The following is a 14585-nucleotide window of genomic DNA, read 5'->3' on the forward strand; positions in this document are numbered from 1 at the left end:
CGAATAGTGCTAAAACTGGGACGGATACAGGTACGTTGGTTCAGTTTCCTGGCGAACCAATCTGCCACACCGGAAATACCGTAATTTATTCGCACGCTTAGGGTGAAAACACGGTATCTGCGCAGGTAGTATACACGGTACATTCACGGCGTCATTACCATTCTCCAAAAAATCCATGAAACATGAAGATCCAGCAAAAAGCCAGCTCTTCTACACCCGATTGCGGTCGCGATCCGGTAGCAGCACTTAAGCAAATGTTTGTCGACATGACCATGGGCAACCGCATTCTGGCGGGACAATGCCCGGTACGCAGAGCGGTTTTCCTCAAGCCACATGGCGTAGCCAAAGCCGACTTTATCATTACACCAGGATTACCACAAGAGTACCGGGTAGGCATCTTTGCCCACGACCGGCTCGATGCCTGGGTACGGTTCTCCAGCGACACCCTGCCGGGTCTTGGCGACCTGAAATCGACCGTCGGTGTCGGTATTAAATTATTCGGTGTGCCCGGTACTAAACTGTTGCCTGGCGATGAGAACGCCACTACGGCAGACTTTATCCTCCAAAACATGGATGTGTTTTTCGTCGACACAGCCATGGACATGTGCGAATTCACCTATGCCGGTGCGGTAGAACATGATTACAACAAATACCTCGACAGCCATCCCATCACGGCGAAGATCCTCGACGAGATGGCCAAAGTAGTACCCAGTTGTCTCACTTCGCCTTATTGGAGCGGACTACCTTACGCTTTCGGCGATCGCTTCGTTAAATACAAGCTGGAGCCAATTGGTCCGCCTTTCAGTGCGCCGCCCAGTCAGAACAATGCCGATTACCTGGCCGCCGACCTGCAGGCCCGGCTGAATATGGGCGAAGCACAATTCCGGTTCATGGTACAATTCCAGACCGATTTGGCTACTATGCCGCTGGACAAGGCAACGGTACAATGGTCGGAAGAAACCTCACCACCTGTTCAGTTGGCGACGCTGGTGCTTCGTCAGCAGGATGTAAGCGTGCAGGGACAGGCGGAGTATGGCGAAAATCTATCTTTCAATCCGTGGCGCACCCTGAAAGAACACGAACCCCAGGGTAGCATCAGTGATGTACGCAAAGTGGTGTACCAGGCAGGTGCTGCCTTGCGCCGCTTCAAAAATGGTGTACCGGCCGTAGAACCACAAGCTGCCCGTGAGCTGAAGCAACCATAACCGAACTAAAACGACTACTTATGAACCGCAACGATATTAAGAAAGTGGCCATTTACCCGGCCATCGGCATTGCCCGTATCGGCAATTCACCCGAATACTTTTTGGCCTCCGATGAACCCGGTAAAGCGCCTGCACCTGAAGGAGGGTATAAAGACGGCGACAACCTGTTCAAGAAACAGGTGCCCCGCTTCCGCATCTACGCCCTGGATGCCAACAACCAACCCATCGGAGAGCTCCATGCAGGTACCGATGGCTTGCAGGTGGAGATCTCCTGGACCGTACACATCGCCAACCGCAAAGCAGGCTGGTACCAGTTCAACAATGCACTTGACCTGGGCGAACAGTCCATCAACTCTACACACCGCAATGGCGGCCTCAATGGCGTAGACAGGCACCAACTGGTGATCGATCCGGGCACGCGCACCATTGCCGGCATCAACCAGTCGGGCGACAACTACAAATTCGATAGTGGTAAATTCTTCGACAAGACCGTGCCGCTGGGCGAACTGCGCACCGACGATCAGGGTCGTTTGCTGGTGTTTGGCGGCGATGGCAACAGCGCTTCGCGCGATGGCCGGCCGGCCATCACTTTTGCCAACAACGATGGCTGGCACGATGATGTATCGGATGGTACTGTAAGGGCCACAGTCACCATCAATGGCGCTACAATGGAAGCCACACCCGCTTTTGTGGTGTGCACGCCGCCCAATTTCGGTCCCGGTTTGTTTTCGCTGGTTACCATGTACGATGTAGTCTATGATCTGTATGTACGGGAGGGATGGCTGGAAGGCCCCTCGAAGCTCAACTTCTGGGAACATATCTATCCCATCCTGCAACGCATGACAAGTGCACAATGGGTAAATGAAGGGTTCTTTATGTTGTTTGGTACCAACTCGCCCAGTGACTTCAACAATCCTGAATTCCTCAAGATCCTGAGCGATCCTTCGGCTATCAACGAGGCGCAACGCAAGCATGTATTCAAGTGGTTCCGGAATACAGCTTCCGACACCTATCAACCCGACCTGATACCGCCCTATTATGGCGACCTGTTTGGCGACTATGAAAAGATGCCGCATGTAGACCTCTCTGTTACGGCCACGCAATACAGTTGGCTCAACCGTTGGGCCGATGGAGATTTCACCACGGGTACGCCACCGGTAGATACACCCTTCGAAGCAAAGACGCCCGCTCAGCAAGTAGCAGCCTTGTTGAAAGCGCCGCTGGAGGAATGCCTGGGCGGTCCTTTCCACCCCGGTATCGAGATCACCTGGCCTTTCCGACACCTGAGTATGTGGATGGAGCCCTTCCGACTGAAAGTGTTGCCCGAAAACAAACCAGTCAGCGACGACTATGGTCCTTTGCTGACACCCGCCATCGCCCTGGGCCCAAATGGCCCCCTGGATGGCAGCGGACCGGGCTCCATCACCCGGTGGCTGGGCGTGCCCTGGCAAACGGACGAAGCCTCCTGCCTTTCGGGATATGATACTACTTTGTACCTGCCTATCCCCTCCTTCTGGGCGGCGCGGGTACCGAACCATATCTTCAGCATGGATAGTTTTATGCGGGCCACCAAAAGCGGTCTCAACAGCGGACAGCGGCTCAAGCATTTTGCCTACCGCGTGGACTGGCTTCGCGACTTCTCGCCTTCTTATGTAGGGCGCATCAACAACATGATCGCCCGCTGGCACCAATTGGGCGTGATCGCCAAACACACCAACAAAACTGGCGATCCTTTCCTGCCTGTTGAGTGGTGGGTAGAGACCGAACGCAGTGGACCTGGCGGCGATGACCCTACCTATATACAGGTAATACGTGCCGAGCAAGACCTGGTAGCAACGGAAGTACCAGGCGAAGAAGCGGTATTCCTGACCGAGGGCGCACCACGCGTGACCACCAAACGAGAAAGTCATCCTGTAAAACGACACGAGTTATAAAAAAGCACGTACATCTTCCAGTAGTAATAGTAGGTGGCGGCCCGGCAGGGGCTGCCACCGCTATTGCCTTGTGCCGACTCGGCATACCCTGTGTGGTATTGGAAACACAGACGACAGCCTATAAACCGGGTGAAACCATCCCGCCCAATGCCTATCCCGTCTTTAGGCAGCTGGGCATAGAATATATTCTCCAGGACCACCGGCATATCCGGAGCGTGGGCAACACGGTGATCTGGGGGCAGGATCAGGTACAGGACCGGGCTTTCCTGGCTGAGCCGCATGGTGATGGGTTTCATATCAACCGGCCTTATTTCGAAAAGCAACTGCGCTGGTCGGCGGAGCGCATCGGCACCCAATGGCTCGCCGGCTGGACGTTTATCGATTGCCAGGAGGAGCCCGATCATGTATCCATTACCTGTACCGATGCCGACGGAGCACGTATGGTGATAACTGCCGCCTTTGTCGTCGACGCCAGTGGACGCTCGGCCATACTGGCGCGTAAAGTTGGCAGCCAGCGCAAGAGCCTGGACCGTCTGACAGGTTATTTTACCAAATGGGCACCACTGCCCAAAACGCTGGCCAATATGACCTTCATCGAGGCCACGCAAGATGGCTGGTGGTATGCCGCTTCGGTATCGAACCAGCACCTTGCCCTCAATTTTATGACGGATGCAGACCTGCAGGAGATCAATGCAACTCAACTACCGCAATGGCTCACCGACAAACTGCAGGAAACCGTTTACCTGCGTACACACCTGGCGACTTCTCATGGACAACCTTTTGCCACCGTACACGCGAAACCGGCTTCTACCTCTCACCTCGATCAACTGGCGGGCCGCCTCTGGTTGGCGGTAGGCGATGCGGCCTGTACCTATGACCCACTCACCTCCTACGGCATCACGGCCGCGCTGGGCAGCAGCCTCTATGCCGCGATGGCCATCAAAGATCAGCTCATGGGCAATCCCGAAGCCATGGACGCTTATCGTTATGTACAGCAAACGACCTTCAACCAATGTCTCGGCATGCTGCAAAACCAATACAACCTGGAACAGCGTTGGCCGGAGAGTGCGTTTTGGAAAAGAAGGCAGGTAAACGTGTCGCAGGCGGGTTAACAGTGGGTGGCGGCAAGTCGGCTTTTCATTTTTTATTGAGATTTACATATTGTACATTACAGTAGCAAGCCCCTCCATGATGAAGCACCTTCCCTACTTCCTGCTGCTGTTATTCATTGCCTGCGGACAGGAACCACCAAAAACTACGCCCGCTCCTCGCTGGGACTCGCTGCCGACAGCAGAGCTTGTAAAAATTCAGGACACTGTGACAATAGCAGAAACATTCACAGACAGCCTGCGCATTGGCAGCAAAAAGCACAACAAGGTAGAACTGGTTAATTACCGACAGGGCGATACGGCCTGGGTCACGATCAAATTTTACAGCCGCCGCGATACTGGTTGGTTGTTGAAGAATGAATTCAATCAGGATGGCGTATATGCCGGTGTGAGTGACCCGACGGTACTTGACTATAACAACGACCGCTTCAACGACCTAAGATACTTTATAGGGACCGGGGCCAGGGGTGGGAATTCATTCTACGAAATGTTCCTATACGATCAGGCAGGCGATCAGCTAAAGATATTGAAGGGCGCAGATGACTACCCCAATATCAACTACAACAAAACATTAAACTGCTTGGAATCATTGGCACTAACCGGCAGTTGCACTACCAGCTTTTTACGGATTAGTGGCGATAGTGTGGTTGAATTTGCTTCTGTAGACGTTGATGGCAGACAAATAACCGTACAAGAATTGGATAAAGATGGACAGATGAAAACCACGCTGGAGAAAAAATCAAGCTTGCTCTGCCCCGTCAAAGTTAAAAACTTCAAACCGCTGGTGATCGAGGAGGATTGATTCACCTACCGCATCAACGGCATCCAGACCGTCATATCCGTCTGACCGCGGTTGGCCCAGGCATAATACGGGATCAGGGTCACTGCCACCGGTTTAGTGCGGGTAGACACTTCCTGGTAGAGGCTGTTGGCATTATTGCGCATCAGCAATTGTGCCTGTCCTTGCAGGGCCATCAGCTTGCCCCCTGCCACCTCTTTAGCTACCGGCTTGAGCGCGATGTTCACCGGCAGGGTCACATCAAATACATTAGCTCCAGCCAGGTCGGCCGACTCCAGGCAATACACCAACGGACCCCGCTTTACCGCCACCTGGTTGCGCGTCTCCTCCACCAAATGGTGCGTTTCGAGCAGGGTGGCTGGCATATCCATATCCAACACCACTACATCTCCTTTCCCCTTCCAGGTACGGGTAATCACGGCATAACCATTCTCTACCGTATGTACTGCAACACCATTGGCGGTCAGCTTGAATTGCTTGCACCAGCCGGGGATGCGCAGCTTCACCGCAAAGCCACCCGCAGGCAGGCCATCCAACTGGATAGTCACCTTGCCCTGCCAGGGATAGTCGGTTTCCTGCTGTACGCTGATGGCACGCCCATTCTTCAATACCGTATTCAAGGCATTTCCACCATACAGGTTAACCTGCACAGCCGCATCGGAAAGACTATATACATAATTACTCACCTCCGCCAACGTACGCACGGTATTGGGCGGACAACAATTCGACAAACCAATATATTCCTGCCGGCCGCCCATCCAACGCAATTGGTAAGGATAGTCCCTGGAAGCAGCCAATGGATTGGTATAAAAATATTTGCTGCCGTCCATGCTCACACCCGACAACACACTGTTGTACAACGCCAGCTCTACCACATCGGCATAACGACTTTCACCCGTCATCTGCAGCATGCGCCAGTTCCACAATACATTACCAATATTGGCGCAGGTTTCATTGTGGGCACTGAGGTTCGGCAACTGATAATCCTTGCCATACGACTGATGCACTTTCTGGACCGTATCGGGATTGTAAGACGCTCCATCAACCGATACACCATCGTACAAGGCACCGCAGCCTCCGGTAACATACATCTTGTGGTTCACGACATTGTCCCACATCCGGTTCAGCGCTGGCAGCAAGGTGGTGTCGCCTGTTTCTGTATACACATCTGCCACGCCGGCAAACAAATAATTGGCCCGCACGGCATGCCCCACCACTTTCTGCATTTCCCGGAAGCGGGTACGGTCGGAATTATCGTCCGTCCCTTCCGTGAGGCCCCGGATATCGATCAGCTTCTGCGCTAAGGATAAATATTTCTTCTCGCTGGTTGCCCTGTACAACTCAATAATGCCCATATAATGCGACGGACAGATCGCGTTGCGCGCCTGTTCAGGCGTTGCCCGGGTATAAAACCCGATCAGGAAATCACCCGCTTTCTTAGCCACCTCCAGCAAGGTTGTTTTACCCGTTGCCCGGAAGTGCACACAGGCTGCCGTCATCAGGTGCCCGATATTGTACGCTTCAAAACTCAGGCGGTCATCAAACTGTTTCTGTGTACCTGTACGCTTTTGTTCGATCACCGACTTCGTATAGATATACCCATCGGCCCGCTGTCCTTTGGCGATCACCGCAATAGCCTTGTCCATCATCGCATCCAACTTGGGGTCACGCGATACGGCATAAATGGCAGCTACGGCTTCCAGTGTTTTGTAGAAATCACCATCATGAAAAGAAGGTCCTTTGTGTTTGCCGGTATCCAACCCGGCAGCGATCTCAAAGTTCTTAAACGCATGACTCCTGTCTGCATCCATATAGATGCTCCACAGCCGCGGCACCATGGACTCTTTACACACCGTAAACCGCTCGGCCCAAAACCCTGTAGTCCAGCGAACCTCGCCCAGTCCCGGGGCATACAAAACAGCATGCTTGCTGTGTGTCGTATTCGTTAAGGCTTTGTTTTGCGCTTGCACGGGCGACACCAGGCCTACCACACAGGCGGCCATTACCATCTTCTTTACCATGATCATGTATTTTGAGGCCATTGCCTATTTCTTAATTCCTGGTACAGCTTTATACGTCACCAGGTATTCTACACCAGCCTCTACATCCATTTCGTATTGACTGGTACCCGTGCTACGAATCGTCGCCGTTTTACACACCGGCTTGCCCGTGCTGGTGAAACGCAACGTGCCTACGCCCGCAGCTCCCTTCACTTTGATCTGCGAGGTGCTGCAGTACAAAGACACCTCTCCCCCAGGTACCGGCACCTTGCCTTCCATCCACTGTAAACCGCCAAGCACCGGCGTTATTGAATAAGTTTGATAGCCGGGCGATGTAGGCTGCACACCCAGGTAGTAACGCCCCAACAGGTAGAGCGGACTCGCGCCCCAGGCGTGACAAAGGCTTTTACCAAAAGGCCTGCCATACATCGCGTAATGTTCTGCTCCAGTTTTAGACGGATTGTATTCTTCCCAGAAAGAGGTAGCGCCTAGCTTCAGCATGCCACCCCAGTAGTCTTTCATTTCTTTTAATACGTATGCCTGCTCACCCAGTGCGCAAAGCGCTTCCAACTCATAAAAACGCATATAAGGTGTCGTGATCTTCGGCACCTGGTTATTGAGCAACACCTGTTGCTTCACGCCCTGCTTTTGCTGGTCGTTGAAATAATTAAAGAAGATGCCGAACATATTGGTATAGCGGGTTACATTGTCCGTCGGCGCTCCATTTACCCGGCTATGCACCAACGCCTGCTTCGATTCATTCCAGTAGATCGAGAACAGCTTCTTGCGCAGCTCAGCACCAAGCGCTTCGTACTTTTTGACACCAGGTGCATCACCAGCGATCTCCGCGCATAGCGCCATCGTTTCCAGGCTACGACACAACAGCATTTGCTCAAAACTTACTTCGCCTTGCTTGCTCAGGCCATCGGCCCAATCGATGAACACCCAGTCGCCCGATTGCCCTTCCATCAAACCGTCCTTATTCCTTCTGCCCAGACAATACTCCATGAGGCTTTGCATACGTGGATACAATTGTTGCAAGAATGCCTTATCGCCGGAATAGGTATAATAATCATAAATACCCAGGAACCAATAGAAGGTATAATCCATGATGGTATTGATATGACTGCTCACCGGATCTTTGCCGCGCAACGCCAGGATGGTTCGACGGACGGATGCATTGTCAAACAACAGGTAATAGTTCATCAGGTAGCTCTGGTTGGCATCACCACTCCAGATCCAGCGGTCCCGCTTGATACCATCGATGAAAAACTCCCGGGTATTGAGGTGCAGGGTATATTTGGCCACGTCATAGATCTTATTCAACTCCTCGTCCGACGACCGGAAAGAACCCTTGTCTTCCACTGGCAGGTATTCGTACCACATCGATACAGAATCGATCTGCACAGCAGGATCGTATTGCACGTTTACATAGCGGAAGGCCTTGGTACTCGGCGTCATTACCACCCCTTTACTGTTGTTATTGATGGCCAGCTTATCCAAGGTTTCGGCCCCTTCGGGGGATAATGCCTCTTCCTTCGATTCCCCGTAGTAGATCGTCACCGGCCCTTTACCCGTTACGCCATTCAGTTGCAGGTAACCAAAGGTTTCTTTGCCAAAATCCAGCAGAAGGCTATTGCCTTTGCGCTCTGCCGACACAGGTTGCAGCAACTGGCGCTTCAATTCAAAAGCAGAGGGCAGGCTGCCCGGCTCGTTGAAATTCCAGCTACCGGCTTTCAACCAGGTGGTGCCGCTCTGGTCACTTACCTTGCCCGACTCATCGATCCACTCTTTGTCTTCATTCGTCACCAGCCAGCTGCTGTCTGTGAAGATGGTGCGACCCTGTACATACAGTGCAGGAACAGCCGCCTGGTTATACACTTTAATGTTGATCCGGTGTTTACCCGCAGGAATGGTCAGTTTGGCCGGCATGCCGGGCAGCATGCGCGAGTCGATCTTAATATTGTACGGCCCCTCTGCATGAATGGTAATCTCTTCCGGCGCCGCCAGCTCAAATACCTTGTGAAAATCCATCAGTACATAATGCGCATCCATGCGCCAGAAGGGTGGAAAGAAAGCCCCCTTCTCGGTACGACGGTTTTGCATTTTGTTGGCCAGCCAGATCTCGTAGTCACCAGGATACCATATCCAGGTAGCCTGCTGGGCCCATGCACCCTGTGCAACCAATACAAGAAGAATAGCAAGCAGTTTATGTTTCATATCAGCGAAGATTAGTGATGTCCATTAAAGAATAGATAGAGACTGAGCATGATGATGATCAGCGAAATCCACAGTATCCAGACCCGCCTGGTAGGTTTGGGTAAGGTCCCGGATTGCTGTACAAAACGGGTAGGTTTGGGATCAAACAACGACAACAATACCGCTACTACCAACAGCACCGCAAAAATGTAGAAAGACAATAAAAGGTAATGCGGCCAGAAATCGTATTTATCGGGCGTCAGTACCCACAGGTATATGACACCAATGCCCAAACTGAAAGCCGATCCTGCCGAGAGGATCACATTCACCGCCAGTCGCGTGGTTCGTTTCCAGAAAACCGATAGCAGGAACACCACCGACAACGGCGGCGCGATGAACCCCAGTACCGACTGGAATACATCAAAGAGATTGAGGCCGCGGATATTGTCGATGGCCAGCGCCATCACGATGGCAAACAAACAGCCGCCGGCTACCGTCATCCTACCCACCCGGATCAATTGTTTGTTGGTGGCGGCCGGATTGATCTTCTTACGATAGATATCCATCGTAAACACCGTACTCAGCGAATTGAGCGATGACCCGATGGTGCCCACCAGCACGGCGATCAACACCACAATCACCAATCCATTCAGCCCCGGGGGAAAGAGATTGGTCACCATGGTCATATAGGCTTCATTGGGATTGCTGAGGTTAGGAAACAATTCAAAACAGAGGATACCGGGCACGATGAACAAGGGCAACGACAAGATCTTCAACCAGCCTATGAAGTTCACCCCCAACTGCCCCTGCTCGAGGTTGCGCGCCCCCAATACCGATTGCACCATGGCCTGGTCGGTACAAAAGAAAGCAACGGCTGCTACCGGATAACCCAACAGGATGGCCGGCCAGGGATATCCTTTATCGCTCGCCGGGTGAATGAGGTTCCAGTATTCAGGAGGTGCCTTGTGAAACAGCGCCGATATACCACCCACTTTGTGAATACCAATGATGGTCAGCAACAGGGAAACGATGATCAGCAGGATCATCTGAAACACATTCACCTTGGCAATAGCTTTGAGACCACCTGCAAAAGCAAACAAGCCGGCAAAGGACACCAGCACGATCACCGATTGCCACATGGGGATATTCAATATCTGCCGTACGAGGAAGCCACCGGCAAACAGGCCGAGCGACAACCAGGAGATGAGTATTTTGATGAGGGCGTACCAGGCCAGCATGGTGCGCGTGGAATCGCCATAGCGGTTGCCCATGAACTCAGGCATCGTGGTCACTTTGGCAGCGAGGTAACGCGGCGCAAAGACCATACAAAGCAAGAAGAGAAAAACGAATGCATACCACTCGAAATTGCCTGCTACGATACCGGTACTGTATCCGATACTGGCAAAGGCCAGCAGCATGGAAGGGCCTACATTGGTGCCCCACATATTGAATCCGATACTGGCCCATCCCAGCGAATTACCGGCCAGGAACAGCGTCTCATCTTCTTTACGTTTTCCAAAGCTGGCTTTGTAACCGATGACAAGCAGGATGAGCAAGTAAGCGCCCACGATCACGAAGTCGATGGGCTGCAATTTATCCAGGATGGTATTCATATGGTCAATGCGTTAGTAGGTTGGGGCTTTCGGGACCAGCTGCGGCGATGGCCGCTCTTTCGTTATGGCCAGACCTCTGCGATCTTTACCGGGCGGCCGGTTTCCAGCGATCGCTCCATCGCTTTCAATACAGCGATCGTACCTATGCCTTCAGACAGATCGGGATAGGCCGTAAAGCCCTGTTCGATCGAGTCGGCAAAGTACTCGAGGTAATTCTGGTATTCACCCGCATGATGGCTTTTGCCTTCAAAGCGGAAGTAATGTTTTAGTTTATGTTCCCAGGTTACGATACGTTCTTCGCCCGTTCTATCGGTGATCGCGTAGCGCAGGTCCATGTAATCGCCCTGACTGCACCCTTCCGTACCCCGCAGAATACAACTCATTTCACTGTCACGATCCACCGGCTGTACCGGTCCGCTGTACACCCCACTCACACGGGCGATACGTCCGTCCTTTGCCTTGAAGATGAAATGCATGGTGTCTTCATTTTGCAGGCCACCCGCTTTTCCATTAGGACTCAGCATACCATACCCCATCACTTCTTCTATCTCTGGCAGGTACCAGCGGATGAAATCAACCGGATGACTCAGTCCGCCGTATAACCATTTAAAGGCTTTCTCCAGCGACCAGCCCTTACCGAGAAACCAGCGGTGGTCGGCATGGTAGTAAGATTCTACCGTTACCAGCTCCCCTATCAGGCCCGCCTCGTAATCGGTCCGTTGCCGCTTCATGGGCTCGAAGAAACGGGAGCTTTGCCCCACAAACACTTTTTTACCGGTTTGCCGTTGCAAGGCCAGCAACTCCTCCGCCCTAGACAGGTCGTCGATCAGGGGTTTGGTACACACTACATGTTTATTGTGCTGCAAGGCCAGTTTGATATGGTCGGCATGGAATTTATCAGGCGTATAGATGGCGATCACGTCAATGTCCGGATCGTTGAGCATGTCTTCATAGTGCAGCGTGTAGTGATGAAAATCAAATTCCTTACCACGCTGCAGGCATAACTCCTCCTTTACGTCGCAGATCGTCTTCAGGTTCCACTTACTGCTTTGCAGGGCAGCCGACATGGTACTGCGCCCTTCACCCAAACCGAGAATACCGAGGTTCAACATGATCTATTATATGATTAATGACTACAAATAAACACACAGGAAGGTGTACCACTGTTATGCACCTGCATGGCTCGCCCTCGTTGCCTTTGCGCCTCGATGCCTAGTTGCCATTCTGCAAAAACACCCATACCTCACCCGGTGCGGTACCCGGAATTCCTTCCTGGTATTTTTTCATCAGCGCATTCCATTGGTCTACGCGAGGATTGTTTTCGGTCGTCTTAGGATTCAGCTGATCCAGACTTGCGCCCTTAGGTATACTGATCACCAACAACAATTGCTGTTCTTTCCTGAACAGCAGCAATTGCTGAAATTGCGCATTACAGAATCCTTTTGCCACCTCAGGCCATTTTGCAAACTGTGTCGCATGGTATTGCAGGTATTCCTGCTGAAGCTGTTCATCGGCCACCAGATTGGCCGTCAGCAACACATGATCCCACTGGGTAGCCGTTGTAACATCGGCGCACTTACTACGGTCATATACATAAAAAGGCTCGTCGTACACTTTCACCGTTGCGCCCGGGAAAATAGCCCCCACCGCCTTCGACAATTCCTTGGGATCCTGGATGGCGCCAAAGATAACCGTATGGTCTTTCCACTGATAGTACGATGCTTCTGATAATTGATGATCTTTTAGCAATTTCTGCAAGGAACTTGTGGATAAAGCTGTCCCCGCCGGCGACACGATCTCTACACCGGCATACGGCTTGCGCATCGCGGCCACATTGATCGGCTGCTGACTGCGCACCGGCTTTACGCGATGGACCAAGTGCTGCCAGGCAGCTTGAAGTCCTGCCGCCTGCTTAATGCTATCTGCCACCTGCGGTCCGTTATTCATCCACACATTATTGGGGCCATTGGCATTCTGCAGGAATTTCTCTGCCGGACACCAGTTGTCTTTTACCATGTAGTAAGCCGTGCCCTCATCGGTATACAGGTAAAACCAATGCGTGGGGATATGCGCATAAGGTGCTTTATAGATGCTATCGATGCGGTTGCCCGTAATGGATGAGCCTGGCTGGGCCGACAAAGTGTACACCCCCGACACATCGTACATATGCTTCGCATAGTGATGGATATAGTTCTGCTCGATCCGGTTGTTGCGCAGGGCGTTGATGGTCTTCGTCCAACCCCACCCTACTGATATACCTGAATATGGCAATTCGCGCAGCTCATTGTGATGGATCCTGATGCCCTGCACATAACCCGCACTGATACCCAGGCAACCCCAATCTTCATTGGCCACATCCTGCACGAGGTTATTGCCAATCGTCAGATTACGGCACAATACCCGTTCATCGGCGGGATTGTACGGCAGGTGCGTTTCAAAAGCTTCTTCAGAGAACATACCTGCCTGAATAGCCGTACCGCTGATATTGGTAAACACACAACCTGTGATAGAATCAGTGTAGGTGCCTTGTACATAATCGATACCGGTAGCGCCGAGCTGTTCAAACCGGCAACCCGTAAAACTGGTATGGTTCACAAAACCCAACTGTACCGCTGCCGGTTGTCTTCCAATCCACGCCTGGTTTTCCAATCCGCGTTTATCGGACGTTCCGGGCACCTTCAGCTTATAGGCATCCAATATAAACATGCCCGCCTGCAAGGGCACGTGGCCTTGCTGCGAAGGACGCAGCCAGGTGCTGTGCTGAAAGGCGAGGTCTTTGACGTACACATGAGCGACCGGGTTTTCTGCGGTGCCTTGTATGCGTAACAGGTTTTCGAGATAGGGAACCGTCACAGCGGCGGTCGCCATCTCTTCTCCCGGCAGCGGCCAGTAGTATAATTTGCGTTGTTGCTTATCGAGGAACCATTCACCCGGTGCATCGAGCAATTGAATCGCATTGGTGAGGTAAAAGGAGGAATTGCCAGACTCTTTCGATATCCAGGGAGCGGGCCAGGGATGTTCGCTTTGTACCCGGCCTTCGGGTTGGTAAAAACTCAGGCGGGTACTATCGCCTTGTACTTCCACCCGCTTGATACGGAGTACCGCAATAGCCCACCATTGGTGAATAAGCATTTCAAGTCCTGCAGCATTAAGCAACGAAGGACTCTTGGGCGTTGGTATCCAGCATTGTTCGTTGACCTTATCCCAGAAAAGGATGCGGTTCATGCTATCGCCATTGCGGTCACGTGCCCGTACCGCTTTCGACCCATTCACATACAACTGGCGGAAATCGATCACTGCGTCACCCACTACTGGCGCATCGGTCACCCACAGTTTCCCTTTAGCAACAGCCGGCAACCCAGTCAGTGAAGTGGTCAACTTCTTCCATCCTGTCACTGGAATCCCGCCACTCAATACCGGTTGTTCACCGGCTGCTGCTTCGATATACAAGGGACTGGCCGTCGTACCGGCATCTTCCGGACGGATGAAAACTGGTTCCTTCAATGGGTATACTCCCCCCTTTAAGGTGATATGAATTCCTTGCGCAACAGCTGGATCATTAAGCCGGCGAAGTTCCCGCGCCTGGCGTAGCGCTGCGTGTAAGGTAGCTTTCGGCTGCGCTGCCGTGCCCGGGTTCTTATCAGAGCCATTCGGCGCAACAATAATTTGCTGCGCCGCTGCCAGCATTGGCAGCAACACCATACAAACGCAATATGCTAAATGCTT

At 52.5% G+C, this 14585-nt stretch carries 9 protein-coding genes; 4 read left to right on the top strand and 5 right to left on the bottom strand.

What is annotated here, in order from left to right; genetic code table 11:
• The first annotated feature begins 182 nt into the window (after positions 1-182).
• From P2W70_RS24750 to P2W70_RS24765, 4 genes are all read left to right on the top strand, one after another.
• A complete protein-coding gene (locus P2W70_RS24750; protein WP_276484228.1) occupies positions 183-1205 on the top strand; it encodes a catalase family protein in 1023 nt (340 codons plus the stop codon).
• A gap of 20 nt (positions 1206-1225) precedes the next feature.
• Entirely contained in the window at positions 1226-3139 is a 1914-nt protein-coding gene (locus tag P2W70_RS24755; protein WP_276484229.1) for a LodA/GoxA family CTQ-dependent oxidase, read from the top strand.
• Between the two features lie 26 nt (positions 3140-3165).
• Positions 3166-4251, top strand: a complete 1086-nt coding sequence (locus P2W70_RS24760) for an FAD-dependent monooxygenase (RefSeq protein ID WP_276485388.1) — start codon at positions 3166-3168, stop codon at positions 4249-4251.
• A gap of 76 nt (positions 4252-4327) precedes the next feature.
• Positions 4328-5050 carry an XAC2610-related protein gene (locus P2W70_RS24765; protein ID WP_276484230.1) on the top strand — a complete coding sequence of 241 codons (723 nt, stop codon included), beginning with the start codon at positions 4328-4330 and terminating at the stop codon, positions 5048-5050.
• 5 nt (positions 5051-5055) lie between these two features.
• Here the strand turns inward: P2W70_RS24765 and P2W70_RS24770 are convergent, their stop codons facing one another.
• From P2W70_RS24770 to P2W70_RS24790, 5 genes are all read right to left on the bottom strand, one after another.
• The gene (locus tag P2W70_RS24770) at positions 5056-7068 is read right to left on the bottom strand and encodes an aceric acid hydrolase (RefSeq protein ID WP_276484231.1); all 2013 of its coding nucleotides are present in this window, start codon (positions 7066-7068) and stop codon (positions 5056-5058) included.
• Positions 7069-7092: 24 nt separating this feature from the next.
• Entirely contained in the window at positions 7093-9267 is a 2175-nt protein-coding gene (locus tag P2W70_RS24775; RefSeq protein WP_276484232.1) for an alpha-L-rhamnosidase-related protein, read from the bottom strand.
• An 11-nt stretch (positions 9268-9278) separates the two neighbouring features.
• Positions 9279-10859 carry a sodium:solute symporter family transporter gene (locus tag P2W70_RS24780; protein WP_276484233.1) on the bottom strand — a complete coding sequence of 527 codons (1581 nt, stop codon included), beginning with the start codon at positions 10857-10859 and terminating at the stop codon, positions 9279-9281.
• A 62-nt stretch (positions 10860-10921) separates the two neighbouring features.
• Positions 10922-11971 (bottom strand): Gfo/Idh/MocA family protein, encoded by a 1050-nt coding sequence (locus P2W70_RS24785; protein WP_276484234.1) that lies wholly within the window; start codon positions 11969-11971, stop codon positions 10922-10924.
• A 100-nt stretch (positions 11972-12071) separates the two neighbouring features.
• On the bottom strand, positions 12072-14561 hold the full coding sequence (locus P2W70_RS24790; protein ID WP_276484235.1) for an L-rhamnose mutarotase: 2490 nt from the start codon (positions 14559-14561) through the stop codon (positions 12072-12074).
• Between the last annotated feature and the right edge of the window lie 24 nt (positions 14562-14585).

It is taken from the genome of Paraflavitalea pollutisoli, assembly GCF_029360705.1.
GTDB classification, from domain to species: Bacteria; Bacteroidota; Bacteroidia; order Chitinophagales; family Chitinophagaceae; genus Paraflavitalea; species Paraflavitalea pollutisoli.

Excerpts from the sequence above, each read along its gene's own strand:
- P2W70_RS24775 (WP_276484232.1), bottom strand. The coding sequence starts at position 9,267 with ATGAAACATAAACTGCTTGCTATTCTTCTTGTATTGGTTGCACAGGGT.
- P2W70_RS24785 (WP_276484234.1), bottom strand. The coding sequence starts at position 11,971 with ATGTTGAACCTCGGTATTCTCGGTTTGGGTGAAGGGCGCAGTACCATG.
- P2W70_RS24790 (WP_276484235.1), bottom strand. The coding sequence starts at position 14,561 with ATGGTGTTGCTGCCAATGCTGGCAGCGGCGCAGCAAATTATTGTTGCG.
- P2W70_RS24755 (WP_276484229.1), top strand. The coding sequence starts at position 1,226 with ATGAACCGCAACGATATTAAGAAAGTGGCCATTTACCCGGCCATCGGC.
- P2W70_RS24770 (WP_276484231.1), bottom strand. The coding sequence starts at position 7,068 with ATGGTAAAGAAGATGGTAATGGCCGCCTGTGTGGTAGGCCTGGTGTCG.
- P2W70_RS24780 (WP_276484233.1), bottom strand. The coding sequence starts at position 10,859 with ATGAATACCATCCTGGATAAATTGCAGCCCATCGACTTCGTGATCGTG.
- P2W70_RS24750 (WP_276484228.1), top strand. The coding sequence starts at position 183 with ATGAAGATCCAGCAAAAAGCCAGCTCTTCTACACCCGATTGCGGTCGC.
- P2W70_RS24765 (WP_276484230.1), top strand. The coding sequence starts at position 4,328 with ATGATGAAGCACCTTCCCTACTTCCTGCTGCTGTTATTCATTGCCTGC.